Here is a 26,421-nt window from a genome sequence, read left to right on the forward strand (position 1 = left end):
CGAAACTGCCGTCCACGGCAACCCTGCTGCGTCACGGTGACGTCTGGGAGGGCGTCACGATGATGCACCGCCTACCCCAAGGATCGGCTCGTGTGGACCCTCTCCTGAGTGAGTTCGACTCGTTCGTGCGGACCCGTACGCCCGCGCTGCTGCGTTCGGCGTACCTGCTCACCGGCGACCAGCACCTCGCCGAGGACCTTGTCCAATCCGCCCTGGCCCGGACCCACCGCTCGTGGAACCGGCTGCACCACAGCGGAAACGCCGAGGCTTACACCCGCAGGACCATGTACCACCTGCAGGTTTCCTGGTGGCGGCGCCGCCGGGTGGCCGAGTCGATGCCGGGCGAGATGCCCGAGCCGCGCGGAGGCGACTCGCCCCCCGACCACGCCCAGCAGACCACGCTCCGGCTCACCTTGCGGGGCGCGTTGCAGAAGCTCTCCGCCAAGCAGCGCGCCGTGCTGGTCCTGCGGTTCTTCGAGGACCGCAGCGAGGCCGAGACCGCCGAGCTGCTCGGCGTGACCGCCGGCACCGTGAAGAGCCAGACCTTCAAGGCCCTGGCCAAGCTGCGCACCGTCGCCCCGGAACTCGCCGAGCTGTACGTCCTGGAAGGAAGCGCCCGATGAACGACGACCGCCTCCGGCTCGACCTCACCGACCTCGCCGACGAGGTCACCCCGGTCGACCTGCGGGACCGGGCCCTGCGTACGTCCCGCCGGATCGGCATCCAGCGGGCCGTCGCGACCTGCGCCGCCGCACTGGTGCTGGTGGCTGCCGCGACCGGGACCGCGCTCGCCATCCGGCCCAGCGGCCAGGCGCCCGTGCCCGCGCCGGCCGGCCCGTCGATCACCAGCAGTTGGCCACCGGTCGAGGCCACCCCGACCTCGGAGCCGTCGGACAGCGCCTCGCCGACCAACTCACAGGCGTTGCCGGCGTCCGTTCTCGCCGGCACCCGGTACTACCTGGAGACCACGTCCACCAGAGCCCGGATCCACGCCGTCCGGGGCAGCACCGACCAGGTGGTCCACCAGGTCGAGTACGACACCTACGGCTGCGAGTGGAACACCCTCACCATCTCGCCGGACGGCAAGCGGGTGGCCTGGGTGCAGGACAGCACCGACGGCAACACCAGTGGTGTGCTCATGGCCGGCGCGATCGGGAAGCCGGGGGCGACCAGGCTGCTGGACGACGTCAACTGCCTCGACGCCAGGCCGCTGGTCTGGCAGGGCGGCGACCTGCTGATGGTGCGGAAGAAGAGCGGGCAGTCGGTGCTGCTCGACGTGGCGGCCGGCAAGCGGGTCAACGGTGACCCGGGGCAGGAGACCGACCGGTGCTGGTCAGCCGATGGTGGCTGGCTGGCCGCGATGGTGGAGGACGCGCCGTTCGTGACCGACGGGACGCAGTCGCGGCAGTACAGCTACACGCCGCCGAAGGAGGAGGCCGCGCGCTGGGGCGGTTGGCGGGCCCAGAGCGTGTCGATCGACGGCCGGTACGTGGCGGTCGGGTGGCTGGGCACCGACCCGTCCCGTAGGGACGGCAGCTTCGCGGTGGTCGACACCACCACGAGCAAGGTGGTGGAGCTGCCGGGCCGGGATGAGATCCGCAGCATCCTGTTCACCGTCGACAACCGGGTGATCGTCAAGCGGACCACCGGAATCAGCGTGTTGGACAGCACCTTCGCACCGCGCGGCACGGTCGCCGAGACTGCCTCGTTGCGGAACATGGCGCTGCTGGCGTACGTGCCCTGAGCCGTCGTCCGGCTCCCCCGACTGGCCCCTGTCGCCGGAGCCGTCGTGTCATGGGACGCGACGGCTCCGGGTCGGATCAGCCTCCGAGGGCGTGGGAGAGGTGCCGGGGCGCTCGTCCGGCACGGCTCGCGGACCGAGCAGGCGGCGCGGGCCCTGACCGGTCTCGCCGAGGTGGTCGTCGGCGTTGCGCAGGAGGCAGCGGTCGATGGAGAGGCAGCCGCACCCGATGCAGTCGGTCAGGTCGTCGCGCAGGTGCTGGAGCTGGGCGATGCGCTGGTCGAGCTCGGCCTGCCAGGTGGTGGAGAGCAGGGCCCAGTCCTCCCGGGTCGGGGTACGCCCGTCCGGCAGACCGGCCAACGCCTCGGCGACGAGCCGGAGCGGGATGCCGACCCGCTGGGCGACCCGGATGAAGGACACCCGCCGGATCACGTCGCGGGGGTAGCGGCGCTGTCCGCCGCTGGTGCGTCGACTGTGGATCAGCCCTTTGGCCTCGTAGAAGTGCAGGGCCGTGACGGCGACGCCGGTGCGGGCCGCGACCTGGCCGACGGTCAGCTCGGTGTGGTGGGGCGGGAGGCTCGCCATGTCGGCATGCTAACGGCTTGACCTCGACCATGGTCGAGGTTGAAGACTCGCATCATGGAGCCGACACGGATCGGAATCGTCGTGGGGTCGACGCGGCCCGGACGGCGGGGCAGGGCGGTGGCCGACTGGGTGCACCACCTCGCCCGCGAGCGACACCCCGGTGTCGCGTTCGGGATGCTCGACCTCGCCGACTTCAACCTGCCCCTGCTGGACGAGCCGGTCCCGGCGGCGTTCGGCGACTACCGCCACCCGCACACCCGGGCCTGGGCCGCCGCCGTCGAGCCGTGCGACGGGTTCGTCTTCGTCACCCCGGAGTACAACCACTCCACCTCGGCCGCCTGCAAGAACGCGATCGACTACCTGTGCGCCGAGTGGCACCACAAGGCGGCCGGCTTCGTCTCCTACGGCGTGACCGGGGGCTGGCGGGCCGTCGAGGCGCTGCGCCTGGTGCTGGCGGAGGTCCGGGTCGCCGGAGTCCGTACCGCCGTCGGGCTGTCCCTGCCCACCGACTTCACCGGGGAGCGCCCGACCCCCGCCGCGCACCAGGAACGCAGCCTGGCCGCGATGCTCGACGAACTGCTCACCTGGGCGGTGGCCCTGGCCCCGGTCCGCCGGCCGGCGCCGGAGGCCCCGGCCCCGTCGGTGACGGCGAATCCGGCCCGGCCGCCCGGGGCCGACCCCGCCCGGCGGGGGGCGGAACAGGCGGCCCGCTCGTGACGGGCGTCGCCGCGGCTCCCGCCGCCACCGGCCCCGTCGCCGGCCGCCGGGCGGCGACTGCCGTCCTGCTCGCCGGCTCCCTGCTGACCGTGCTCGCGGGCGCGGTGCTGACCCCGGTGGTCGAGCTGATCCGCGGCGAACTCCGGCTCACCGGCGCCGCCGCCGGGCTCGTCCTCACCGCGCACGGACTCTCCCTCGCCCTCGCCGGCCCGCTGGTCGGCCGCGCCATCGACCGGTGGGGGGTGCGCACCCCCCTGGCCCTCGGGCTGGTCGTGTACGGGCTCGCCGGCGGCGCGGGGCTGGTCACCGACAGCTATCCCCTGCTGATCGTCACCCGACTGCTGTTCGGCGTCGGCGCGGCGCTGGTCTTCGCGGGGACCACGCTCGGGCTGCTCGACCTCTACGCGGGGGCGGCCCGCGACCGGGCGATGGGCTGGCGGTCCACCGCGATCAGCCTCGGCGGGGTGCTCTTTCCGCTGCTCGGCGGCGTGTTGGGCGGGCTCTCCTGGCACGCCCCCTTCGGCGTCTACCTGGCCGGGGTGCCCCTGGGCCTGGTCACGCTCCGGGTGCTCCCGGCCCGTCGCGCCGCCGTCGGCTCCGGCGCGCCACCGGGCCGGTCGGGGTCGCTGTGGAACCTGCTCCGTCAGCACCCCCCGCTCGTCGGGATCTACGGCCTCCAGGCGGTGACCAGCCTGCTGCTGTACGGGGTGCTGGTGTTCCTGCCGCAGCGGCTGGCCGAGGTCGGCATCACCGAGACGGCCGCCGTGGCGCTGTTCACGGCCGCCCCGTCGCTGGCCATGAGCGTCGTCGGTCTCGGCTACGCGCGGGCCCGTGCCCGCCTGGGGCAGGCGCGGCTGCTCGCGGTCACCCTGGCAGTTTTCGCGGTCGCGCTGGTCACCCTCGGGCTGGCCGGTTCGCCGGCGCTGATGCTCGTCGCGCCGGCCGTGTTCGGAGTCGGCATGGGGCTGGTCGTGCCGGCGCTGACCGTGCTGGTGGCCGAACACTCGCCGCCCGCCCGGCGCGGTCAGGCCACCGCGCTGCTGGCCAGCGCCACCTTCGCCGGCCTGTTCGTCTCGCCGCTGCTGCTCGGGTCGGTCCAGGCGGCCACCTCGACGCGCGGCACGTTCCTGGCCGGGGCGGCGCTGGCCGGCGCCACCCTGGCGCTGCTCGCCGTCCGCCTGCGCGGCGGGCGGCGGTCGTCGGCGACCTGACCGGTCGACGCGGCCCGCGCCCGGGCCGACGATCTGCCGGAGCCGGTCGGGCGGAGCGGGCCCGCGTTCCGCCCGACCGTCGGCGGCAGCCCTGCGTGCCACCGAAGAGGGTCTGCCCTCAGGACCCTTGGCCGGCGTGGACGGACTGATCCAGCAGAGCGGCGAGCCGCTCGGCCACCGGCGGGGCGTGCAGGTGCAGCCGGGCCACGTTGATGCTGTCCTCGCCGACCACCGCGAGCAGCGCCTGCGGGCTGACCGCGTAGACGCTCAGGTAGCCGCCGGCGTTGCGGACGGTGGACTGCTGGAAGGCGCCCTGCCCCAGCCGCAGCCCGACCTGCCGGCCCAGCCCGTACGTGGTGGCGGCGAGCGCCGCCAGGTCGTTCGGGTCGACGTCGGTCTGCAGGTTGTGGGTGATGAGCAGGCCGTCCACGCCGCCGAGGACGCAGCCGTGCACCCCCGGGATCTGGAGGCGCAGCTCCGACAGTTCGTGCCCGATCGCCGGGTACGGCAGCGACGTGTTCCCGGCCAGCGACGGGGGCAACGGCCGGGGTGGCGGCAGGGTGCCCGTACGTGCGCTGCGGCGGGGAAGGGGAGTCTCGGTGTCGTCGATCCCGCTCACAACTCCAGGTTCTCCTCGATGCTGCGCAGCTGGTGGCGTGCCATCGCCAGGTTGGCGCGGCTCTTGCTCACCATCAGGTAGAGGAAGAGCCCCTTGCCGGTGCGGCTGGTCACCGGGCGGATCAGGTGGTACTGGGTGCCGAGCGTGATGAGGATGTCCTCGATCTCGTCGTTCAGCTTGAGCATCTCGATGGTGCGCAGCTTGGCGCGGACGACATCGGTGTTGCCGGCGGCGGCGACGGTGAGGTCGATCTCCCCGGTTCCTCCGGCCACGCCCAGCGTCATCCCGCTGTTGTAGTCGACGAGTGCGGCGCCGATCGCGCCGTCGATGCTCATCGCGGTTTTCAGTGCCATGTCGAGGTTCGGCACGGTGTTTCTCCCAGAACTTACGGGCGGCGTCGCCGTCTTGAGCAGAGGGTGACCCGGCGGTGACAGGTGTTACGACCTCGTGAAAAGGGCTTGGACGAGGCTCGCACACCGGGGGCCGCGGCGCACCTGCTGGCGTCGCCATCCACCTGACCGGACCGAGCCGACCGGCCGGCAGTCCCCGCAAATGGAACGCTCCGACGGATGGCCGGCAGCGCCATCGAACTCCTTGATCGCGAGCGGAGCGAAGACCAGGCCCGGCCGTCCACGATGACCTCCGCCACGTTTGTCCGTCGGCCACCCCCGCCGCCGGCCCTCCTGGTGAAGACTGTCCCGCGTCGGGAAGGGACCCTTCCTCCACCGGAAGCGATGACGAGGCGCCCTTCCCTGCCGCACGTCGGAGGGATGATCAGGTGCGCTGGCGCAGTTTCGTGGCGGTCGGGGACAGCTTCACCGAGGGCATGGACGACGCGTACCCGGACGGCAGCTACCGGGGCTGGGCGGACCTGGTGGCGACCCGGCTGGCCGCCGAGGCCGGCCCCGACTTCCGGTACGCGAACCTGGCCATCCGGGGTCGGCTCTTCCCGGGCGTGGTGGCCGAGCAGGTGCCCGCCGCGCTCGCCATGAAGCCCGACCTGATCAGCTTCGCGGCCGGCGGCAACGACGTGCTCCGCCGCACCTTCGACCCGGAGGCCCTGGTCACCCGCTTCGACGACGTCGTGCGGAGACTGCGTTCCGGCGGCGCCGACGTGGTCCTCTTCCGGTTCGCCGACGTGATGGCCCGGCTGCCCGGTCAGCGCCTCGTCGCGCCCCGGGTGCAACTGCTCAACCGGGCCGTCGGCGAGACCGCCGAGCGGCACGGCGCCATCCTGGTCGACCTGTACGCCGACGACGCGTACCTCAACCCGATGCTCTGGAGCACCGACCGGCTGCACCTGTCGGCCGCCGGGCACCGGCGGGTCGCGGCGCAGGTGCTCAACGCGCTGGGCGTCGGCTGCGACGAGGAGTGGCTGATGGTGCCGCCGCACCCGGCGCCGACGCCCTGGCTGGCCGCCCGCGCCGCCGACCTGCGCTGGGCCGGGCGGCACCTGGCGCCGTGGATCAAGCGTCGGCTCACCGGCCGCTCCTCCGGCGACACCGTCACCGCCAAGCGCCCGTTGCTCGGCCCGATCGCCGACTGAGACGTGCTCACCCTGCACACCGCGCCGCTGCTGCGGACCGTGCCCGACGCCCCGCCCACCGCCGGGGCCGCCGTCGCGGTCCGGGCCGACCGGATCGTCGCGGTCGGTCCGCTGGCCGAGCTGACCGGGGAGTACGCGGGAGCCCGGATCCGCCGTTGGCCGGGCACGCTCGGGCCGGGGCTGGTGCACGACGGGCCGCTGCCGGCCGCCGACACCCCCCGCGAGCGGGTGCACGCGCTGCTGCGCCTCGGGGTGACCGCCGTGCTGGCCGGTCACCTGACCGATCCGGCGCTGCGGGCCGCCGTGGAGCGCAGCGACCTGCTGGTGCTGCCCGCCGCCGTACCGCCGGCGCTGGCACCCGGCGGTCGGGCCGACCTGGCGGTCCTCGACGCCGACGGCACCTGCCTGGTGACCGTGGTCGCCGGCCGGATCGCCCACCGCCGCGCCTGACCGTCCGGCGACGCTGTTCCCGATGGCCGGCCGCCGGCCCGCGATGCGGCGTACCTTGGGGATCATGTCTGTGCCGAGCGATCCCGATCCCCGACTCCAGTCGTACGCGGACCCGCAGCGGTTGGTCACCACCGGGTGGCTGGCCGAGCACCTGGGCGACGAGGGCCTCGTCGTGGTCGAGTGCGACGAGGACGTGCTGCTCTACGACACCGGCCACATCCCGGGTGCCGTCAAGGTGGACTGGCACACCGAACTCAACGACCAGGTCACCCGCGACTACCTCGACGCGAAGAGCTTCGCCGAGCTGTGCGCCGCCAAGGGCATCGGCCGGGGCGACACCGTCGTCTTCTACGGCGACAACTTCAACTGGTGGGCCGCGTACGCCCTGTGGGTGTTCACCCTCTTCGGCCACCCGGACGTGCGGCTGCTCGACGGCGGCCGGCAGAAGTGGGTCGCCGAGGGCCGTGAACTGACCCGGGACAAGCCGGCCCGGCCGCACGCCGACTATCCGGTGCCGCAGCGCAACGACGCGCCCGTGCGGGCGTACCGCGAGCAGGTGATGGCGCACGTGGCGGCGGGCCGCCCGCTGGTGGACGTCCGGTCGCCGGGCGAGTACACCGGCGAGATGCTGCACATGCCGGACTATCCGCAGGAGGGCGCGCTGCGCGGCGGGCACATCCCGGGCGCGGTCAGCAAGCCGTGGAAGTCCGCCGCCAACGACGACGGCACGTTCAAGGCGGCGGACGAGCTGCGCGCGATCTACGCCGACCAGCTCGGGCTGAGCCCGGACGACGACATCGTGGCCTACTGCCGGATCGGCGAGCGGTCGAGTCACACCTGGTTCGTGCTGCGGCACCTGCTGGGCTACCCGCAGGTGCGCAACTACGACGGCTCGTGGACCGAGTGGGGCAACCTGGTCCGGGCCCCCGTCGTGAAGGGCGACCAGCCCGGCGGCCTGGCGGGCTGACGCGCCGGCCGGTCCCCGCGCGCCCGTCGCGGTCGCGCGGGGACCGGCCCCTGCGGTGGTACGACGGCACGGGCGACCCGCTCAACCGGCGGGGAGCGACACCGCCCCGAACAGGTTCCGCGTCACGCCCGTGACCTCGCGGGTCTCCGGCCGCCAGCGCAGCAGCCCGCCCGGGTTGTGGCGCAGCAGCACCGCGCCGTCGGAGTCCCAGCCGAGCACCTCGCAGCAGCCCTTCCAGCGGTCCCGGCCCAGGTCGAGCAGGTGGGTCACCACGCGCGTCCGGGCGTTCAGCAGCGCGACGCCCTCCACCCCGCCCATGGTGCCGGTGCTGATCCAGCCGGCGCGGGCCACCCGGTCGCCGCGCTGCCAGCCCCGCCCGTAGAACTCGTCGACCCGGTGACCGGGCGGTAGCGCGCGGAAGTCGATCGCGCCGTTGCTCCGGTACGTCCCGTCGCCGCCCCACCGGACCTGCACTCCGTTCGGCGGCGTGCCGCCCAGTTCGAGCAGGATGTTCGGCGGGGCCGTCGGGTCGGGCGTGACCACGTCCCAGGGCGACACCGGCACCTTCCGGGCGGTGCCGGTGGCCCGGTCCAGCTCGTACGTGGTGTCGGTGTCGCCGACGAGCAGCCGGTCGCCGGACCAGAGGACGTGCTCCAGGTAGCCCTTGAGCGGGTGGCGGCGCACGGCGGCGGTGGTCAGGTCGACCACGATCACCTCGTCGGTCTGGGCGAAGGCGGCCGTCCGCCCGTCCGGGGAGAGGCTCCCGCTCTTCAACGGCACCGCCTCGTTGCCCGCGGCGTCGCGGGTCGGGGCGGGGGTGACCACGTCGAGGTCGCGTACGACGCCGTCGTCGCCGAGCACCCGGATCCGGCCGGCGACGCCGGTCGCCGGGTCGATCGGCTGGTGCAGCGCCAGCGCCCGGCGTACCGGCCGGTCGGAGAGCGTCGCGCCGACGGGGTCGCCGAGTCGGCCCAGCGGGTGCCCGGGATAGGCCAGGTCGGCCGGGGGCGTCTGCACGGGCACGGGGTGCGGGGTCGGGCTCCCCTCCGGTGTCGCGGTGGTGGCCGGTGGCGGCGGCGCGGTGGGGCGCAGCGCCAGTGCCGTACCGCCGGTGAGCAGGGCTACCGCGAGCACGGTGGCGCCGGCGGCGCGGCGGGCGCGACGCACCCGGCGGGCCCGTTCCCAGCCGGTCGCGGCGGGATGCGCCGGCCGGACGTCCTCGGCGGCGACGGTGAGCAGCCGGTGCAGTTCCTCTTCCCTCACGGGTTCACCTCCATCCTGGTGACCAGGCCGCCGCCGGGCCGTCCCTCGTCGCGTCCCAGATCCGGCGCGACCTCCCGCAGCCGGCGCAGCGCCGCGTGGCACTGGCTCTTGACGGTGCCCACGGTGACGCCGAGCGCCTCGGCGGTGGCGGCCTCGGTGAGGTCCTCGAAGTAGCGCAGCACCAGCACGGCCCGCTGCCGGGGCGGCAGGTGCCCGAGGGCGTCGCGCAGCGCGAGCCGCAGTTCCCCGTCGCCCTCGGCCGTGGCCCGCTCCGGCGGGTACGCGGCCAGCCACTCCCGGCGGCGTCGGCGCCACCAGGAGACGGCGTCGCGGTAGAGGATGGTCCGCACGTACGCGGCCGGGTCGCCGTGCCGCACCGAGGGCCAGCGCAGGGCGAGCTTGAGCAGGGCCTCCTGGAGCAGGTCCTCGGCCTGGTGCCGGTTGCCGCAGACCAGGTAGGCCGCGCGCAGCAGCCGGTGCTGGTGGCACTCGACGAAGGTGACGTAGCCGTCCCGCCCGTCGTCGATCGTCGGCGGTCCCATCCGCCCTCCCTCCGGCCGGCCGTCGCGCGTTCGCGTCACCACCTAGACGCACCGGGGCCCGGAAAGGTTGGGCGGGGCGCCGGCTGCTCGCCGCGCCGGTGCCGGGCAGCCGCGGTGCCGGGTGCGACGGCGGCCGGCGCGGGTGCTGTGGCCCGTGGTCGGCGGGGTCAGGCGTCGGGTGCGCCGCGCAGGTAGCGCTGGACGGTCGGCGCGACCCAGGCGACCAGCTCGGCCGGGTCGGCGTCGACCATCGGGGCTAGCCGGAGCACCTCTCCGGGCTCGACCGGCGCGACGGGACGCGCGGCTAGGCTGCCCCGGTGGGTCAGGTGTGGCGTGACTGGGGTGGCGTGCTGCTCGCCGTGGCCGCCGGGCTGCCCCTGCTCGCCCTGTTCACCGCCGTGCTGGCGCGTCACCGGCGCGACGCCGCGACGGCCGGGGAGTCCTGGCGGCGCAGCGTCGCCGAGGTGGGCGCGGTTGCCGGCACCCTGCCGTGGGTGTGGATGATCCTCACCCCCCGGCCCGCGCCCCGGCAGGTCGACCCGGTGCCGCTGCGCGACCTGGTGGACCTGCTGACCGGGCCGCCGACGACCGCCGTGGTCCAGGTCGTCGGCAACCTGCTGGTCTTCGCCGCGCTGGGCTTCTTCGCCCCGGTACGCCTGGCCGCGCTGGCCGGCGTCGGCCGGCTGTTCCTGCTCGGGGCGGCCGGTTCCGTGCTGGTCGAGTCGCTCCAGTACGCGCTCGACCTCGGCCGGGTCTCCTCGGCCGACGACGTGCTGCTCAACGCGACGGGCGCCGCCCTGGCCGGGCTGCTGTCCCGACGCTGGTGGGCCCGGCGGCCGGTGCCGGCGCGGCCGGTCGCAGCGCCCGCCACGCCGCGAGGGTGACCAGCACGAAGATCCCGGCCACCGCCGCCGCCACCGGTCCCACCCCGTACGCCGCGCCGGCCACGCCCGCGAGGGCCGCCCCGACCGGCGCGGTGAGCAGGCCGACCATCCGCTGGGCGGCGCCCACCCGGCCGAGCAGGGCGGGCGGCACGTGGCGCTGCCCGTACGAGGCCCACAGGCCGTTCCACACCGTGGTGCCGGCCGCGAACACGGCCAGCGCCAGCCCGCCGGGCACCGGGTGCCGGGCGAGCGCGAGCCCGGTCAGCGCGACGGCCTGGCCGGCGAGCACGACACGCAGCGCGGGCATCGTGCCGAGCCGGGCGGCCAGCCGACCCGCCCCGAGCCCACCGGCCAGCCCGCCGAGGACCGCGCCGGCGGCGAAGAGGCCGTACCCGGCCGGTGGCACCCGCAGCACGTCGAGCGCGTAGAGCACCAGCACCGCCATCAGCCCGCTGATCGCCAGGTTGCTCCCGGCGGTCGCCACGGTCAGCCGCCACAGCATCGCGTCGCCGCGTACCCACCGCACCCCCTCGACGCCCTCCCGCCACACCGACCGCCGTCGCCCGGGGTGGGAGCGGGGGCGCGGCGGGGCCGGGCGGAGGGCGAGGGTCAGCAGGGCGGCGCAGAGGAAGGTGGCGGCGTCCACGGCGAACGGCAGCGGGGCGGCCAGGGCGAAGAGCACGCCGGCGGCGGGGGCGCCGAGGAAGCCGCCCGCCACCGCCGAGCCGGCCTGGAGGCGGCCGTTGGCCCGGGCCAACGCCGCCGGCGGCACCACGGACGGCAGCATCGCGAACGAGGCGGCGTCGAAGAGGGTGCCGAGCGCGGCGAGCAGGAACGCCACCGTCACCAGCGCGGCGACGCCGGCCCGGTCCAGGGCAACCGCGAGGGCGAGCCCACCGACCACGGCGGCGCGCAGCCCGTCCACCACCGCCATCGTCCGGCGGCGGTCCCAGCGGTCCGCGTACACGCCGCCGAGCAGGCCGAACAGCAGCGGCGGGAGTTGCCCGGCCACGGTCACCGCCGCGATCACCCGGGGATCGCGGGTCAGCGTCGCGGCCAGCAGCGCCAGTGCCGGCGTACGCAGGGCGTCGCCGAGCCGCGAGGACACGGCGGCGGACCAGAGCAGCCGGTAGTCGCGGCCGAGCGGAGGTGCGGTCATGCCGGCGACCCTTGGGGCTCGACCGGGTCGAGGGTCAAGGGCCGGGACGGATCGGACACCGGTACCCGACGTGTCCGGTACCGGTCCGGACGTGAGCCAACCGACGGGTAGCGAAGGCTCCACGCCGGGCCGGTCGAGGTCTACGCTTGCCCGGTGACGGTGGAGCAGCAGGCACGGGGCAGGGCGAACGGTGCCGCGGGGGCGGGCCGGCGCCGGTCCCGCAAGGACGAGATCCTGGAGATCGCGGTCGGCCTCTTCGCCTCCCGGGGCTACCACGGCGTCTCGATGGACGACATCGGCGCGGCCGCCGGGGTCACCGGCCCGGCGCTCTACCACCACTTCGCGGGCAAGGAGGCCATGCTGGTCGCCGCGCTGATCCCGGTCAGCGAGGAGCTGCTGGCCGGCGGCCAGCAGCGCTCCACCGGTCATCCCGACGACCCGCGCGGCGCGCTGGAGTCGCTGATCGACTTCCACGTCGACTTCGCGCTGGCCAACCCGGCGGTGATCGCCCTGCACCTGCACGAGCTGGACCGGCTCCCCGACGAGCCCCGCCGCCGGATCCGCCGGCTCCAGCGGCTCTACGTCGAACAGTGGGTGACGGTGCTGACCACGCTGCATCCGGGCATGCCCGACGGCGAGGCGCGGGTGCTGGCCCACGCCGCGTTCGGCCTGATGAACTCGACGCCGTTCCTGGGCGGCGAGGTGGACCGGCGCCGCCGGGCCGAGCTGCTCCGCGCCGCCACCCTGGCCGCCCTCCTGGCCCACCCCGGATCCTGACGCCGGCCCCAACTCGTCGGTAACCTCCCGGCCGTGGTTCCCTAGCACCGTCCCGACCCTGGACGCTGGGAGGAAACATGATCGAGTCGCTGCTGGTCGCCAACCGGGGCGAGATCGCCCGCCGGATCATCCGGACCGCCAGGCGGCTCGGCGTCCGCGCGATCGCGGTGCACTCGGAGGCCGACGCCGGCCTGCCGTTCGTCACGGAGGCCGACGAGGCGGTGTGCGTGGGACCGGCCAACCCGGCCCAGAGCTACCGCAACGTCGAGGCCGTCCTCGCCGCCGCCAAGTCGACCGGGGCGCAGGCCATCCACCCCGGCTACGGCTTCCTGTCGGAGAACGCCGACTTCGCCCGTACCGTCGAGGCGAGCGGGCTGATCTGGGTCGGGCCCGGCGCGGACGCGATCACCGCGATGGGCGACAAGATCAACGCGCGGAACCTGATGGCGGCGGCCGGCGTGCCGGTCGCGCCCGGCACCACCGACCCGGCGGCCGACCTCGACGCGGCGGTCGCCGCGGCGGCGGAGATCGGCTACCCGGTGATGGTCAAGGCCGCGGCCGGTGGCGGCGGCATGGGCATGGGCGTGGCGACCGACGAGGCCGCGCTGCGCACCGAGTACGACAAGGTGCGCTCCTTCGCCGAGCGGATGTTCGGCGACGGCTCGGTGCTGATCGAGCGGTACTTCCCCCGGGTGCGCCACGTCGAGGTGCAGATCCTCGGCCTGGCCGACGGCCGGGTGGTCGCCCTCGGCGAGCGGGAGTGCTCGGTGCAGCGGCGCAACCAGAAGCTGGTCGAGGAGTCGCCGTCGCCGGCGGTCTCCCCGGAGCTGCGCGAGCGCCTCCTGGCCGCCGCCGTGCGCGCCGGCGAGGCGGTGGACTACCGCAACGCGGGCACGGTCGAGTGCCTGCTGGTCCCGCGGGACGCCAGGGGTGACGGCCCCGACTCCGATGAGTTCTTCTTCCTGGAGATGAACACGCGGCTCCAGGTGGAGCACCCGGTCACCGAGCTGGTCTACGGCGTCGACCTGGTGGAGGAGCAGTTGCGGGTGGCCGCCGGTTTGGCGCCCACCTTCGACCCGGACACGCTCGCCCCGCGCGGGCACGCCATCGAGCTGCGGATCAACGCCGAGGACCCGAAGCGCTTCCTGCCCGGCCCCGGCGTGATCAGGACCTGGGTGGAGCCGACCGGCGAGGGCGTCCGGGTGGACTCGGGCTACGTCGAGGGCAACACCGTCACCCCGTTCTACGACAGCCTGATGGCCAAGCTGATCGTCAGCGGCGCGACCCGGGCCGAGGCGGTCGAGCGGGCGCGGGCGGCGGTGGCCGCGTTCGAGCTGGCCGGCCCGAAGAACAACCTCCCCTTCTTCGCCGAACTCCTGGAGAACGAGGAGTTCCTCTCCGGCGACTACGACACGGGCATCGTCTCCCGCATGCGCTGACCCTTCGGGGCTGCCGCGTCGATCATGAGGTTGGCCGTGCGATTCGTCGCTGTCGTCGCGGTCAACCTCATGATCGACGCTGTTGGGTGCGGAACGGGCGGGGTGGGTGGGAGGCTGGGGGGACCCAGCACAAGCACTGCGTCACAGTGAGGTGACCCCTTATGGCGGAAATGCCGAACTCCGTGTCGATCCGGGAGGTCGGGCCGCGCGACGGGCTCCAGAACGAGGAGCCGATCCCGACCGAGGCCAAGGTGCGGTTGCTCGACGCCCTCTCCGGCACCGGGGTGAAGCGGATCGAGGCCGTCTCGTTCGTGCACCCGAAGGCGATCCCGCAGATGGCCGACGCCGACGAGGTGTGGCAGCGGGCCGCGAAGGCCGACGGCGTGCGCTACTCGGCGCTGGTGCCGAACACCCGGGGGGCGCAGCGGGCCCTGGCCGCCGGCTTCACCGAGATCGAGGTGGTGGTCTCGGCCAGCGACACGCACAACCGGCGCAACGTGAACCGCTCCACCGAGGAGTCGCTGGACGACATCGCCGAGCTGATCGACCTGCTGCACGGCGCCGGCGCGCAGGCCGAGGTGATCGTGGCGACCAGCTTCGGCTGCCCGTACGAGGGGGACACCGACCCGGCCCGGGTGGCCGCCATCGTGGACCGGGTGGTCCGCGACGGCGCCGACCGGGTGGCCTTCGGCGACACCACCGGCATGGGTACGCCCCGGCGGGTCCGCGAGCTGCTGACGGCGGTACGCGACCGCAACGCGCACGTTCCCGTGCTGCTGCACTTCCACAACACCCGGGGCACCGCGCTGGCCAACATGCTGACCGCGCTGGAGCTGGGCGTGACCGAGTTCGACGCCAGCGTCGGCGGTCTCGGCGGCTGCCCGTACGCGCCGGGGGCCAGCGGCAACCTGGCCACCGAGGAGGCGGTGCACATGCTGCACGACATGGGCGTCGACACGGGCATCGACCTGGACGCCCTGGTCGAGGTGGCCGAGCTGGCCGAGGAGCTGGTCGGCAAGCGGCTCCCGTCGGGGGTGCTCCGCGCGGGCCCACGTACCCGGCTGACGCCGCTGCCGGGCTGACCGCTCGGAGACGCGGGGAGGGGCCGGCGTCGTGCCGGCCCCTCCGACGTGCCCGGTCGGTCAGCCCACCGTGGTGAGCGCGGCCGGCCAGCTGTCGCGGAAGATCTGGGACCCGGCGCGGTTGGTGCTGAGGGTGCCGGCGAAGAGGCTGGTCACCCGGTTGGCCTCGGTGGTGCTCGGGTACGGGTTGGTGCAGCTGGTGCCGGCGCTGCCGCCGGACATCAGCAGCGCGCAGTTGCCGTTGTAGTTGTCGGGCAGGCCGAGGATGTGCCCGATCTCGTGGGTCATGATCCGCAGCGGGCTGTACTGCTGGGCCTGCTGGGTGTCGATGTAGACCCGCCCGTTGCCCAGGCTGGTCCGGACGGCGTACGAGCCGCCGCCGGTGATCTGGTAGATCCGCAGGTTGGAGCCGCAGTTCGCCGTGAGCGTCAGGTTCGACGTGGCGTTGTTCCAGATCGAGGCGGCCTGGTTGGCGGTGCCGGCGAAGCTCCCCGCCTGGCTGGTGTTGTAGCAGATGGTCATGGCGGCGGAGGCGGGTGACGGGTTGGCGACCGTGACGCCGAGCGTGGCGAGTGCCGTCGCGACGAACGCGACCGCGAGCCGGTTGAGCCGTGAGGTCATCGTTGACTCCATTCCGGGAGGAGGGGTGTCCGGAGCGTAGCCCTATAAATTCATGATTTTCAATGCCTCGCCGAGGGTCGCGACAGGGCGATGTCGCCGCCGCCGTCCGTGGGTCGCCGGGGGGTGGGGGGATGCGCTAGCCTAACGATCGTTCAGGTCAGTCGGTCCGCCCGCGAGGTGGCCGGCTCAGGTGGCGAGGGAGTCGGCGTGACGCTCGACGGTGAGGCACTGGAGCAGCTGCGCAAGCGGGCCCGGGCCGGCGGTGCGGACAAGTACCACGCGGCGAACGCCGCCAAGGGCAAGCTCTTCGCCCGGGAGCGGGTCGCGCTCCTGGTGGACGAGGGCTCCTTCGTCGAGGACGGCCTCTACGCCAACGCGATGGCCGAGGGCCTCCCGGCCGACGGCGTGGTGACCGGCACCGCCACCATCGACGGCCGACCGGTCTGCCTGATGGCGAACGACTCCACGGTCAAGGCCGGCAGCTGGGGCGCCCGCACCGTCGAGAAGATCATCCGGATCATCGAGCGGGCCTACTCGACCAGCGTGCCGATGGTCTACCTGGTCGACTCGGCCGGCGCCCGGATCACCGACCAGGTCGACCTCTTCCCCGGCCGCCGCGGCGCCGGCAAGATCTTCTGGAACCAGGTCCGCGCCTCCGGCTCCATCCCGCAGGTCTGCGCGCTGTTCGGGCCGAGCGCGGCCGGCGGGGCGTACATCCCGGCGTTCTGCGACGTGGTCGCCATGGTCGACGGCAACGCCAGCATGTATCTCGGCTCCGACCGGATGGTCGAGATGGTCACCGGCGAGAAGACCACGCTGGAGGCGATGGGCGGCGCCAAGGTGCACTGCGCCGAGTCGGGCGTCGGGCACTTCCTCTGCAAGACCGAGGCCGACGCGCTCGACGTGGTGCGGCGCTACCTGTCGTACCTGCCGGCGAACTGGACGCAGCAGCCGCCGGCCGCGCCCGCCGTCGAGGCGCCGGAGAAGGCCGACCTGGCCGCGCTGGTGCCGGCGAGCGAGCGGCAGGCGTTCGACATGCGGCGGTACGTCAAGGGCCTGCTCGACGACGGCTCCTTCTTCGAGATCCAGGCGCTCTGGGCCAAGGAGCTGACCATCGGCTTCGGCCGGCTCAACGGCGAGGTCGTCGGCGTGGTCGGCAACAACTCGATGTTCAAGGGCGGCGTGCTCTTCGTCGACTCGGCCGACAAGGCGACCCGCTTCGTGCAGCTCTGCGACGCGTTCAACGTGCCGCTGCTCTTCCTCTCCGACGTGCCCGGGTTCATGGTCGGCAGCGCGGTGGAGAGGCAGGGCATCATCCGGCACGGCGCCAAGATGATCACCGCGATCTCCGAGGCGACCGTACCCAAGATCTGCGTGGTGGTCCGCAAGGCGTACGGCGCCGGTCTCTACGCGATGGCCGGTCCCGGCTTCGAGCCGGACGCCACGATCGCGCTGCCCACCGCCAAGATCGCCGTGATGGGCGCGGAGGCGGCGGTCAACGCGGTCTACGCGAACAAGATCGCCGCGATCGGGGACGAGGCCGCGCGGGCCGCGTTCGTCGCCGCGAAGCGCGAGGAGTACGAGCGCGACATCGACGTGGTCCGGCTCGCCAGCGAGCTGGTCATCGACGCGATCGTCGAGCCGCACGAGCTGCGCGCCGAGCTGGTCCGCCGGTTCGCCGCCGCCCGCACCAAGGAGCGGCACTTCTCCCGGCGCCGGCACGGCGTCACCCCGGTCTGATCCCGCCGCCGGCCCACCCGGCCGGCGCGGGCCCGCACCGCACCAGCGACCCGTCCGTTCCCGGCGTCACGAGCGCCCGGCGGCCCATCCACACAGGAGGATTCCATGGACTTCCGGCTCACCGAGGAGCAAGAGGCGCTGCGGGAGAGCGTGCGGGAATTCGCGCGCGAGGTGGTCGCCCCGGTCATCGCGGAGCACTACGAGAAGCACACCTTCCCGTACGAGGTGATCCGGCAGATGGGCAAGATGGGCCTGTTCGGCCTGCCCTTCGCCGAGGAGCACGGCGGCATGGGCGGCGACTACTTCGCGCTCTGCCTCGCGCTGGAGGAGCTGGCCCGGGTCGATTCGAGCGTCGCCATCACCCTGGAGGCGGCGGTCTCGCTCGGCGCGATGCCGATCTACCGCTTCGGCACCGACGAGCAGAAGGCGACGTGGCTGCCGAAGCTGCTCAGCGGCGAGGCGCTGGCCGGCTTCGGACTGACCGAGCCGGGCACCGGCTCGGACGCCGGCGGCACCCAGACCCGCGCGGTGCTCGACGAGTCCACGGACGAGTGGGTGATCAACGGCTCCAAGGCCTTCATCACCAACTCGGGCACCGACATCACGGCGCTGGTCACCGTCACCGCGGTCACCGGCACCCGCCCGGACGGCGCCAAGGAGCTGTCCACCATCATCGTCCCCTCGGGTACGCCGGGCTTCACCATCGCGCCGGGCTACTCCAAGGTGGGCTGGAACGCCTCGGACACGCACGAGCTGACCTTCGACGACTGCCGGGTGCCGGCGGCGAACCTGCTCGGCGAGCGCGGCCGGGGCTTCGCCCAGTTCCTGCGCATCCTCGACGAGGGGCGGATCGCCATCGCCGCCCTGGCCGTCGGCCTCGCGCAGGGCTGCGTCGACGAGTCGATCAGGTACGCGAAGGAGCGCCAGGCGTTCGGCCAGCCGATCGGCAACTACCAGGCGATCCAGTTCAAGATCGCCGACATGGAGATGAAGGCGCACACCGCCCGGCTGGCCTACTACGACGCGGCGGCGCGGATGCTCGCCGGTGAGCCGTTCAAGCGGCAGGCCGCCATCGCCAAGCTGCACGCCAGCACCATCGCGGTGGACAACGCCCGCGAGGCCACCCAGATCCACGGTGGCTACGGCTTCATGAACGAGTACCCGGTGGCCCGGTTCTGGCGCGACTCCAAGATCCTGGAGATCGGCGAGGGCACGTCCGAGGTGCAGCGCATGATCATCGCGCGCGATCTGGGCATGTGACGGCGACGGGTCCGGTGGCGTCGGGGCAGCCGCCTCCGCACCGCCGGGCCCGTCCGGCGTGACCGGCCCGTCCGGCGTGACCGGCCCGGACCCCGGAGCCGGCACCGGCCCAGGGGTGACGGTCCCTGCCGCCGGTCCGTTTCGTGCCGCCGGGTCCGTTCCGCGTCGTCGTCCGTCCGGCCCGCTGTCGGATATCCGCACCGGGGCGTCGGCAGGGCGACGCTCGGCTGCCGGCGGTCGTACCCCGTCCGTACCCTTCCTGCCCATGACGCCGGATCATGATCGTTCGCCGCATCCGGGCGGTCGTACCGGGCTGCCGGAGCTGTTGCGCGGGCACCGGCTCGCCGCCGGCCTGACGCAGGCCGAGCTGGCGGGCCGGGCGGGTGTGGGCGTCCGGACCGTCCGCGACCTGGAGCGGGGCCGCTCGTCCCGGCCGCAGCGCACCACTGTCGAGCTGCTCGCCGGCGCGCTGGAGCTGGCCGGGGCCGTCCGGTCGGCGTTCCTGGCCGCCGCCCGGGGGCCGGTCCCGGCCGCCCCGCCGGCCACCCCCGGAGGCGCCCCGCCGGCCCGCGTCGACCTCGACCACCACGCCGGTACGCCGGCCGCGCTCCCGCCCCCGGTCGCGCTGGTCGGCCGGGACCGCGACCTGGCCGAGCTGGTCGGGCTGCTCACCGACGGGCGCGGGCCCCGGCTGGTCAGCCTGGTCGGGCTGGCCGGCGTGGGCAAGACCGCGCTGGCCCTCTCGGTGGCCCACGCGGTCGCCGGCGAGCATCCCGGCGGGGCGGCCGGCGTGCTCATCGGCGAGGGCTCGGACGCGGCCGACATGCTCTCCGCCTCGGTCGCCGTCTTCGGCGTCGCCCGGCTGCCCGAGCTGACCGTCCGCCTCGACGGCCGGCCGGCGCTGCTGCTCGTGGACGCGGCCGAGCGGGCCCCCGACGCGGTCGCCGAGACGGTGCACCGGCTCGCCGGGGCGGTGCCGTCGCTGCGGGTGCTGGTCACCGGCCGGCACCCGGTCGGCCTGCCCGGGGAGCGGGTGTGGCCGGTCGCCCCGCTCGACGTACCGCCGCCGGGCAGCGAGCGGGAGGGCCCGGCGGCGCTGGCCGGCTACCCCGCCGTGGCCCTCTTCACCGCCCGGCTCGCCCAGGTCCGCCGGGAGCCGCCCGGTCCCGCCGAGCTGCCTGCCCTCGCCGCCCTGGTACGCCGCCTGGGCGGGCTCCCGCTCGCCATCGAGCTGATGGCGGCCCGGGGCCGGATCCTCGATCTCAACGAGCTGCTCGACCGGTACGGCGACCGCGTCCTCGACCTGACGACCTCGCCGGGGGCGGCCGGGCGGCCGGGCTGGGACAGCACGGAGCCGGGCCGTCCGGAGAGCCCGCGGGCGGCGGTGGCGGAGACCCTGCGGGACGCGGTGGCGGTCAGCTACCGCCTCCTCGCCCCCGACGAGCGGGCCGCGTTGCGCCGGCTTTCCGCGTTCGGCAACCGCTGGTCGGTCGAGCTGGCCGAGGAGATGCTCGCCGACCCCGCCGACCGGGACGGGACGGTGGTCGTGGACCCGGTGCCGCTGCTCGACCGGCTCGTGGAACTCGGTCTGTTGAGCGTCCGGGGCGCCGGGCCGTTCCGGTTCCGCCTGCTCGACGCCGTGCGGGACTTCGCCGCCGAGCAGGCGACGGGCGCCGGCGAGCTGACCGCGATCCGGCGCCGGCACGCGCAGGTCGTCGCCCGGCTGGTGGCGCGGACCGCACCGGAGCTGGTCGGGGCCAACCTGCCGGCGGCGGTGCACCGCCTGGACGAGGTGACCGGCGACATCAGCTCCGCCCTGGCGCACGCCGCCGTCGACGACCCGTTGACGGCGCTGCGGTTGGCGGCGGCGCTGTCCCGGTGGTGGCGGTTCCGGGGGCGTGACGTCCCCGGCAGGCAGTGGCTCCGGCGCCTGCTGGCGGATCCGCGTACCGCCGATGTCGACCCGGTGCTGCGGGCGTGGGCGTTCCTCGGGGTGGCCCGGCTCGCCGCCGAGCACGGTGCTGGGGCGGAGGAGCTGCCGGCCGCGCGGGGAGCGCTGGCCGCGTTTCGGGACGCGGGCGACGTCACCGGGGAGCTGGAGGCGCGAGCGGTGCTCTGCGCGCTGCTGATCGCACTCGGCGAGCACGACGAGGTGCGGACGCAGGCCGAGGCGGTGCTCGCGCTGGCCGTCCGGCACGGGCGGGTCCGGGACATGGCGGTGGCGCAGAACAACCTCGCCTGGCACGACATCCGGGTCGGTGACCTGGCGGCTGCCCGGCGCCGGCTGGCCACGGTCGACCGGCTCGCCGCGCAGGTCGGGGAGCAGCGGCTGCGGGTGCTCGCGCGGGCCAACCTCGCCGAGGTGTCCCGCCTCGAGGGCCGGTACGCGGACGCCGTCGACCAGGGCCGGCGGGTGGTGGCGGCGCTGGCGGACCTCGGCGACCCGGGCCACCGTCGCCGGGCGCTCGGCACGGTGGGGCTGGCGTTGGCCCGCGACGGCCGGTCCGCCGAGGCGGCCGGGGTGCTGGCCGAGCTGCGCCCGCCCCCGGGGCCGCCGGTGCCCCGCCCCGAGGAGGTCTGGTCGCCCGGGCGCGCGCCGGGTGCGCCGACGCCCGGGGTGCGCCCGGAGGACGGGATCTGCGCGCTGATCGAGGGGAACCTGGCGCTGTGCCGGGGCGATCGTGAGCTGGCGGCGGAGTGGTTCGCCGCGGCCGCGGAAGCCGGTGCCGGCGGTCAGGATCGGCGTGACGTGGTGGAGGCGCTGGTGGGACTGGCCGCCAGCTCGGGCGATCCCGCCGTGCTGGACCGCCTCGACCGGGCCTTCCGGCAGAGTGGTGTGCGGCTGCTGCCGCACGAGGAGGAGCAGTTGCGCCCGTGGGCCGCGAGCCGGAGCGGGTGACCCGGGCAGACCGGCCGTGCCGGCGTCGGGGCCGGTGCCGTGCGGGAGTTCCGCGGAGCGACCGGGGGGACGCGGGCGACGAAGCCCCTCTTGCTACCCCTCGCTCGTCGCCCGCGCCGTCACCCCCCGGTGCGTCCCCACTGCCCGAAGACTAGCCACCGCCCGCACGCGGCTTCGTCCGGTTTGAACGTCTATCGTCCCGTGGGTACGGCAGTTCTGCCGCTCTTTCTGCCGGTGCCGGGCGGGTCAGGAGGGCGGGACCGTCCCGTCGCAGTCGGCGGCGGACCCGGTGCTTCCGGCGGTGGCGCCGGGGTGCACCGCGTCCCGGACCCGACGCAGCCCGTCGAGCAGGGCGTCCAGGGCCTCCGGGTCGAGTTGGCCGGTGAACCACTGCTCGATGATCCGCAGGTGCCCGGGCAGGGTCTCGTCGAGGCGTTGCAGGCCGGAGGCGGTGACCACGGCGAACGAGCTGCGCCGGTCGGAGGGACAGGCGCGGCGGGCGAGCAGCCCGTCGCGTTCCATCCGGTCCACCACGCGGGTGACGCCGCTCGTCGAGAGCGAGGTCTGGGCGGCGAGGTCGGTCATCCGCAACTGGTTGCCGGGTGAGCGGGCGAGTCTGGTCAGCACCTCGAACTCGACCGGTGAGAGGCCGTGCTCCTCGAACTGGGCGGCGAACCGGGCCGAGAGCCCGGCGTGCGCCTCGACGAGCAGGCCGACGGCGGTGATCCGGGGGTCGTCGAACACGTTCTGGTCCACGCGCCCATCGTAGCAGTACTTGACACGAGGAATATTGCTATGCCTATAGTTGCTGCGGCAGTCGTTGGGCTACTAAACAACTTTCCCCACGGAGGGCAGCTTCATGACCAGCAGCACCGCACCGGTCACCCGCGACTGGGACGGCCTCACGATCCCGACCGCCGGCACCTACCTGCTGGACGCGGCGCACAAGCGCGTGGGCTTCGTCGCCCGGCACATGATGGTCAGCAAGGTACGCGGTGAGTTCGCTGACGCGAGCGCCACCATCACCGTCGCCGAGGACCCGATGCAGTCCACGGTCAGCGCCACCATCCAGGCGGCCACCATCAACACCAACCAGGCCGACCGGGACGCGCACCTGCGCAGCCCCGAGTTCCTCGACGCCGAGGCCTTCCCGACCCTGGAGTTCCGCAGCACCGCCGTGAAGTCCCGCGACGGCAACGAGTTCGTCCTCTCCGGCGAGCTGACCATCAAGGGCGTCACCCGCCCGGTCGACCTGGAGGTCGAGTTCGAGGGCGTCGGCCGCAGCCCGTTCGGGCAGGACATTTTCGGCTTCTCCGCGTCCACCGAGATCGACCGCGAGGACTTCGGCCTGACCTGGAACGTCGCCCTGGAGACCGGGGGCGTGCTGGTCGGCAAGAAGATCAAGATCGAGATCGAGGGCGAGGCCGTCCGCCAGGCCTGATCCGCCGTACCGCTTCCGGGCCCGCGCCGCATCACGGCGCGGGCCCGACGCGCGTACGCAGGGTGAGGGCCGCCGACCGGGTGCGATTTGTCACGACTCATTCGCGGTTCGATCGGGTGCCGGGCGGCACCGGCTGGGTAGAGATGCCGCCGGGAGCGCGTCCGCCGACCGGAGTACGGTCGTCCCGGCCGTGGGATCGCCGCGACCTCCTCTGGTCCCGGCGATGCCGACACTCCTAACGTGGAGGGTTCACCACGCGCTTACCGGGCCGGCACGGTCCGACTGCGCCTCGCGCCGGGAGGAAACATGGGCAGGGACGTCGAGCAGGGCGCCTTCTCCCGGGAGGACCGGGTCCGCTACCGACAGAAGGTCCGGCGGTGCCTGGACGTCTTCGCCCTGATGCTGGACGACTTCGGCTTCGACGCCGACCGGCCGATGACCGGGCTGGAGATCGAGCTGAACCTGGTCGACTCGGCGGCCGAGCCGGCGATGCGCAACGACCAGATCCTCGCCGACATCGCCGACCCGCTCTTCCAGACCGAGCTGGGCCAGTTCAACCTGGAGCTGAACGCGCCGCCCCGGCTGATCGAGGGCAGCGGGTTCGCCGACTACGAGCAGGACCTGCGCGGCAGCCTCTCCCGCGCCGACGAGCGGGCCGCCAAGTCGGACGCGAAGATCGTCCTGGTCGGCATCCTGCCCACCCTCACCGAGCGGCACCTGGTCGAGGACAACCTCTCCACCAACGAGCGGTACCGGGTGCTCAACGACCAGATCGTCGGCGCCCGGGGCGAGGACATCGAGCTCGACATCCGAGGCGTCGAACGCCTCCAGACCCACACCGACTCGATCGCCCCCGAGGCCGCCTGCACCAGCCTCCAGTTCCACCTCCAGGTCGCCCCGGACAGCTTCGCCGACTACTGGAACGCCTCCCAGGCCATCGCCGGGGTGCAGGTGGCCGTGGGGGCCAACTCGCCCTTCCTCTACGGGCGGCAGCTCTGGGCGGAGACCCGCATCGCCCTGTTCGAGCAGGCCACCGACACCCGGCCGGACGAGCTGAAGGCGCAGGGCGTACGCCCCCGGGTCTGGTTCGGCGAACGCTGGATCACCTCGATCTTCGACCTCTTCGAGGAGAACGTCCGCTACTTCCCGCCGCTGCTGCCGATCTGCGAGGACGAGGACCCGGTCGAGGTCCTGCACGGCGGCGGCGTACCGGAGCTGGGCGAGCTGCGCCTGCACAACGGCACCGTCTACCGGTGGAACCGGCCGGTCTACGACATCATGAACGGCCGCCCGCACCTGCGCGTCGAGAACCGGGTGCTGCCGGCCGGCCCGACCGTGGTCGACATGCTGGCCAACGCCGCCTTCTACTTCGGGCTGGCGCGCGGGCTGGCGGAGTCCGACCGGCCGATCTGGAGCCAGCTCACCTTCAGCTCCGCCGAGGAGAACTTCCACGCCGCCGCCCGGCGCGGCATGGACGCCGTCCTGCACTGGCCCCGCCTCGGCGAGGTGCCGGTGACCAAGCTGGTCCTGGACGTCCTGCTGCCCAAGGCGGCCGCCGGGCTCGACCGGTTCGGGGTGTCCCCGACCGAACGCGACCGGCTGCTCGGCATCATCGAGCAGCGCTGCCGTACGGGCCGCAACGGCGCGGTCTGGCAGACCGAGGCGGTCTGGGCGGCCGAGCGGCACCGCGGCATGGACCGGGACGCCGCCCTGCACCACATGGTGCAGCGCTACGCCGAGCTGCAACGCAGCAACGAGCCCGTGCACACCTGGCCCGTCGACTGACCCGCGTCCCGGTGCGCCGCAGCTGACCCGCATCCCGGTGCTCCGCGGCGGTGGCGCCGATCCGGTCCGGCGCGAGTCCCGGTACGCGACCGCCCGCGCTTCCGGCCCCTGACGCTCCGGTCGCACCCGTCCTACCCCGTGCTCCGCGGCGGTGGCGCCCCGACGCCGTCACTCCTCGTCGTTCGGCGCGGCCGACCCCCAGCGGGGCGGTCGCCTCGGCGGCACCGCGGGGTTCAGCGTGCGCGGCGGCCGGAGCGGGGTCGGCGGCCGGTGGGCTGCGGTTCCGCCGGATCGTCGGCGGCCGGCGCGGGCGGCTCCCCGGTCGTCGCCGACGCCGGCGTGCCGTCCCCGGTGGCCGGGGCGGCCGGCTCCCCGGCAGTGCCGGAGGTGGCCGCGGGCCTCGCGGCGGCGGGGACCGGCGCGGGTTCGCCCTCGGCGGGGTCGGGCGCAGGCTCGCGGTCGGCGGCGGAAGCCGGGAGGGCTCCTCCGCCCGCCGCGACGGCGTCCCCGTCCGGCGCGGTGCCGCCCGGCGTGCTGGAGGTGTCGCCGCCGCCCGGCCCTGGGAAAGCGGCGCCACCGCCCGGCGGCGTGAGGGTGTCGCTGCCGGCGGGCGTCGCCTGGGCGTCGCCGTCGGCCGGAGAGGTGTGTCGCCCCGGACTGGGGTTGCCCGGGTGGTCGGCGGGTTCGCCGGTGCGTTGGCGGGGCACCCGCACCGTTCCCCGGGCCGCGGCCCGTCGGGCGGCCCGCTGGGCGAGGGCGGTGACCAGGACGGCGCCGCCGACCCCGATGATCACCGCGTACGGCGCGATCAGGTGCGCCGACACCTGCTCCGGGCTGATCGCGGTCAGCCTCGGCACCGCCAGGAAGTACGCGGTCGCGACGAGCAGCGGCCCGGCCGCACCCGAAACGGCCGCCCCGACCCGGTGGTCGGGATCCCGGGCGTCCCGACGGGCCGCGAGGGCACCGATCACCAGCGCGGAACCGAGGGACAGCAGCGCACCCGGCCAGTAGAAGTAGTCGCGGATCCAGTACCGCCCGTCGTCGGGGCCGAGCTGCCAGATGCCGAGCTGGGCGCTGGTGAGGCCGCGCCCGGCCAGTACGCCGTCCACGACGGCGATCACGGCGAGCAGCCAGAGCCAGCCGACGGTGGCGATCACGTTGTTCGCGGCGGCCCGCGAGCGCAGCGCCCAGACCGCCGTCAGCACCCCGACCAGCACGCCGACCGCCGCGTAGGCCGCCGCGACGTTCCGGGGCGAGCCGGTGTCCGCCACCGTCACCGCCTCCCGGGCCGGTACGGCCACCAGCAGCACGGTGATCAGCGCGCCCACCCCGGCGGCCACGGCGAGCGCGACGGAGCCGAGGGCGCCCCCACCCGGTCCGGCCGGAGCCGGGTCGGCGGGGTCGGTGTCCGGTGCCGGGGCGCGGTCGCGCAGCCGCTGCGCGCAGACCGCGCCGAAGACCGTCGAGGTGGCCGCGATCCAGGTGGCCCAGATCAGACCCGCCACCCAGGCGGTCGCGCCGGCGGTCGCGTCCGCCGGCGCCCAGTTGATGATGCCCAGCCCGTAGCCGAAGCCCAGTTGGGCCGCGCCCGCGCCGGCAGCGACGCCGACCGCGGTCGCGATCGATCCTCCCCAGCCCCGTCTGGCCATGCCGGGGAGCGTAACGTCCCGTGGTCGGCGCGGCGAGTCGTGGC

At 74.5% G+C, this 26,421-nt stretch carries 25 protein-coding genes; 16 read left to right on the forward strand and 9 right to left on the reverse strand.

The window, feature by feature from the left end:
* The first annotated feature begins 92 nt into the window (after window positions 1-92).
* A complete protein-coding gene (locus ACLQ22_RS12010; protein WP_425692335.1) occupies window positions 93-623 on the forward strand; it encodes a SigE family RNA polymerase sigma factor in 531 nt (176 codons plus the stop codon).
* Entirely contained in the window at window positions 620-1,744 is a 1,125-nt protein-coding gene (locus tag ACLQ22_RS12015) for a hypothetical protein (RefSeq protein WP_425692336.1), read from the forward strand. The genes ACLQ22_RS12010 and ACLQ22_RS12015 overlap by 4 nt, the downstream gene beginning before the upstream one ends.
* A 48-nt stretch (window positions 1,745-1,792) precedes the next feature.
* Here the strand turns inward: ACLQ22_RS12015 and soxR are convergent, their stop codons facing one another.
* Window positions 1,793-2,326 carry a redox-sensitive transcriptional activator SoxR gene (gene soxR / locus ACLQ22_RS12020; protein WP_425692337.1) on the reverse strand — a complete coding sequence of 178 codons (534 nt, stop codon included), beginning with the start codon at window positions 2,324-2,326 and terminating at the stop codon, window positions 1,793-1,795.
* A gap of 54 nt (window positions 2,327-2,380) precedes the next feature.
* On the opposite strand from soxR, the gene ACLQ22_RS12025 reads away from it, so the two are divergent.
* The gene (locus tag ACLQ22_RS12025; protein WP_425692338.1) at window positions 2,381-3,043 is read left to right on the forward strand and encodes an NADPH-dependent FMN reductase; all 663 of its coding nucleotides are present in this window, start codon (window positions 2,381-2,383) and stop codon (window positions 3,041-3,043) included.
* Complete coding sequence (locus ACLQ22_RS12030; protein WP_425692339.1) at window positions 3,040-4,254, forward strand: MFS transporter; 1,215 nt, start codon at window positions 3,040-3,042, stop codon at window positions 4,252-4,254. Before ACLQ22_RS12025 ends, ACLQ22_RS12030 begins: the two co-directional genes overlap by 4 nt.
* Before the next feature lie 118 nt (window positions 4,255-4,372).
* Here the strand turns inward: ACLQ22_RS12030 and ACLQ22_RS12035 are convergent, their stop codons facing one another.
* Both ACLQ22_RS12035 and ACLQ22_RS12040 read right to left on the reverse strand, forming a co-directional pair.
* A complete protein-coding gene (locus tag ACLQ22_RS12035; RefSeq protein ID WP_425692340.1) occupies window positions 4,373-4,873 on the reverse strand; it encodes a roadblock/LC7 domain-containing protein in 501 nt (166 codons plus the stop codon).
* A complete protein-coding gene (locus ACLQ22_RS12040) occupies window positions 4,870-5,241 on the reverse strand; it encodes a hypothetical protein (RefSeq protein WP_425692341.1) in 372 nt (123 codons plus the stop codon). The genes ACLQ22_RS12035 and ACLQ22_RS12040 overlap by 4 nt, the downstream gene beginning before the upstream one ends.
* 410 nt (window positions 5,242-5,651) lie before the next feature.
* On the opposite strand from ACLQ22_RS12040, the gene ACLQ22_RS12045 reads away from it, so the two are divergent.
* The 3 genes from ACLQ22_RS12045 to ACLQ22_RS12055 all read left to right on the forward strand — a co-directional run bounded on the left by ACLQ22_RS12045 (window position 5,652) and on the right by ACLQ22_RS12055 (window position 7,836).
* Window positions 5,652-6,419, forward strand: a complete 768-nt coding sequence (locus ACLQ22_RS12045) for an SGNH/GDSL hydrolase family protein (RefSeq protein WP_425692342.1) — start codon at window positions 5,652-5,654, stop codon at window positions 6,417-6,419.
* A 3-nt stretch (window positions 6,420-6,422) separates the two neighbouring features.
* On the forward strand, window positions 6,423-6,869 hold the full coding sequence (locus ACLQ22_RS12050; protein ID WP_425692343.1) for an imidazolonepropionase-like domain-containing protein: 447 nt from the start codon (window positions 6,423-6,425) through the stop codon (window positions 6,867-6,869).
* Window positions 6,870-6,933: 64 nt separating this feature from the next.
* On the forward strand, window positions 6,934-7,836 hold the full coding sequence (locus tag ACLQ22_RS12055; protein ID WP_366641473.1) for a sulfurtransferase: 903 nt from the start codon (window positions 6,934-6,936) through the stop codon (window positions 7,834-7,836).
* Window positions 7,837-7,917: 81 nt separating this feature from the next.
* On the opposite strand, the gene ACLQ22_RS12060 is transcribed toward ACLQ22_RS12055, so the two are convergent.
* On the reverse strand, window positions 7,918-9,099 hold the full coding sequence (locus tag ACLQ22_RS12060) for a hypothetical protein (protein WP_425692344.1): 1,182 nt from the start codon (window positions 9,097-9,099) through the stop codon (window positions 7,918-7,920).
* Complete coding sequence (locus tag ACLQ22_RS12065) at window positions 9,096-9,641, reverse strand: SigE family RNA polymerase sigma factor (protein ID WP_425692345.1); 546 nt, start codon at window positions 9,639-9,641, stop codon at window positions 9,096-9,098. The genes ACLQ22_RS12060 and ACLQ22_RS12065 overlap by 4 nt, the downstream gene beginning before the upstream one ends.
* A gap of 317 nt (window positions 9,642-9,958) precedes the next feature.
* On the opposite strand from ACLQ22_RS12065, the gene ACLQ22_RS12070 reads away from it, so the two are divergent.
* The gene (locus ACLQ22_RS12070; RefSeq protein ID WP_425692346.1) at window positions 9,959-10,525 is read left to right on the forward strand and encodes a VanZ family protein; all 567 of its coding nucleotides are present in this window, start codon (window positions 9,959-9,961) and stop codon (window positions 10,523-10,525) included.
* On the opposite strand, the gene ACLQ22_RS12075 is transcribed toward ACLQ22_RS12070, so the two are convergent.
* Entirely contained in the window at window positions 10,419-11,684 is a 1,266-nt protein-coding gene (locus ACLQ22_RS12075) for an MFS transporter (RefSeq protein WP_425692347.1), read from the reverse strand. The two genes, ACLQ22_RS12070 and ACLQ22_RS12075, sit on opposite strands and share 107 nt — an antisense overlap.
* Before the next feature lie 153 nt (window positions 11,685-11,837).
* Between ACLQ22_RS12075 and ACLQ22_RS12080 the strand changes: the two genes are divergently transcribed.
* The 3 genes from ACLQ22_RS12080 to ACLQ22_RS12090 all read left to right on the forward strand — a co-directional run bounded on the left by ACLQ22_RS12080 (window position 11,838) and on the right by ACLQ22_RS12090 (window position 14,982).
* Window positions 11,838-12,461: a TetR/AcrR family transcriptional regulator gene (locus tag ACLQ22_RS12080; RefSeq protein WP_366641466.1), complete on the forward strand. Its 624-nt coding sequence runs from the start codon at window positions 11,838-11,840 to the stop codon at window positions 12,459-12,461.
* Between the two features lie 77 nt (window positions 12,462-12,538).
* Window positions 12,539-13,900 carry an acetyl-CoA carboxylase biotin carboxylase subunit gene (locus ACLQ22_RS12085; RefSeq protein WP_425692348.1) on the forward strand — a complete coding sequence of 454 codons (1,362 nt, stop codon included), beginning with the start codon at window positions 12,539-12,541 and terminating at the stop codon, window positions 13,898-13,900.
* 161 nt (window positions 13,901-14,061) lie between these two features.
* The gene (locus tag ACLQ22_RS12090) at window positions 14,062-14,982 is read left to right on the forward strand and encodes a hydroxymethylglutaryl-CoA lyase (protein ID WP_425692349.1); all 921 of its coding nucleotides are present in this window, start codon (window positions 14,062-14,064) and stop codon (window positions 14,980-14,982) included.
* Between the two features lie 60 nt (window positions 14,983-15,042).
* Here the strand turns inward: ACLQ22_RS12090 and ACLQ22_RS12095 are convergent, their stop codons facing one another.
* Complete coding sequence (locus ACLQ22_RS12095) at window positions 15,043-15,603, reverse strand: snapalysin family zinc-dependent metalloprotease (RefSeq protein WP_425692350.1); 561 nt, start codon at window positions 15,601-15,603, stop codon at window positions 15,043-15,045.
* 207 nt (window positions 15,604-15,810) lie between these two features.
* Here ACLQ22_RS12095 and ACLQ22_RS12100 point away from each other — a divergent pair, with 207 nt between their 5' ends.
* From ACLQ22_RS12100 to ACLQ22_RS12110, 3 genes are all read left to right on the forward strand, one after another.
* Entirely contained in the window at window positions 15,811-17,343 is a 1,533-nt protein-coding gene (locus ACLQ22_RS12100) for an acyl-CoA carboxylase subunit beta (RefSeq protein WP_425692351.1), read from the forward strand.
* Window positions 17,344-17,448: 105 nt separating this feature from the next.
* Window positions 17,449-18,603 (forward strand): acyl-CoA dehydrogenase family protein, encoded by a 1,155-nt coding sequence (locus ACLQ22_RS12105; protein ID WP_425692352.1) that lies wholly within the window; start codon window positions 17,449-17,451, stop codon window positions 18,601-18,603.
* Window positions 18,604-18,868: 265 nt separating this feature from the next.
* Window positions 18,869-21,502: an ATP-binding protein gene (locus ACLQ22_RS12110; RefSeq protein WP_425692353.1), complete on the forward strand. Its 2,634-nt coding sequence runs from the start codon at window positions 18,869-18,871 to the stop codon at window positions 21,500-21,502.
* Between the two features lie 246 nt (window positions 21,503-21,748).
* Here the strand turns inward: ACLQ22_RS12110 and ACLQ22_RS12115 are convergent, their stop codons facing one another.
* A complete protein-coding gene (locus tag ACLQ22_RS12115) occupies window positions 21,749-22,258 on the reverse strand; it encodes a MarR family winged helix-turn-helix transcriptional regulator (RefSeq protein ID WP_425692354.1) in 510 nt (169 codons plus the stop codon).
* 103 nt (window positions 22,259-22,361) lie between these two features.
* Here ACLQ22_RS12115 and ACLQ22_RS12120 point away from each other — a divergent pair, with 103 nt between their 5' ends.
* Both ACLQ22_RS12120 and ACLQ22_RS12125 read left to right on the forward strand, forming a co-directional pair.
* Entirely contained in the window at window positions 22,362-22,943 is a 582-nt protein-coding gene (locus ACLQ22_RS12120; RefSeq protein ID WP_425692355.1) for a YceI family protein, read from the forward strand.
* A 306-nt stretch (window positions 22,944-23,249) separates the two neighbouring features.
* Complete coding sequence (locus tag ACLQ22_RS12125; RefSeq protein ID WP_425692356.1) at window positions 23,250-24,728, forward strand: glutamate--cysteine ligase; 1,479 nt, start codon at window positions 23,250-23,252, stop codon at window positions 24,726-24,728.
* Between the two features lie 233 nt (window positions 24,729-24,961).
* Here ACLQ22_RS12125 and ACLQ22_RS12130 read toward each other — a convergent pair whose 3' ends face one another.
* Window positions 24,962-26,377 carry a hypothetical protein gene (locus ACLQ22_RS12130; RefSeq protein ID WP_425692357.1) on the reverse strand — a complete coding sequence of 472 codons (1,416 nt, stop codon included), beginning with the start codon at window positions 26,375-26,377 and terminating at the stop codon, window positions 24,962-24,964.
* Window positions 26,378-26,421: the final 44 nt, after the last annotated feature.

This window comes from Micromonospora sp. DT178 (assembly GCF_049841695.1).
Lineage (GTDB): Bacteria > Actinomycetota > Actinomycetes > Mycobacteriales > Micromonosporaceae > Micromonospora.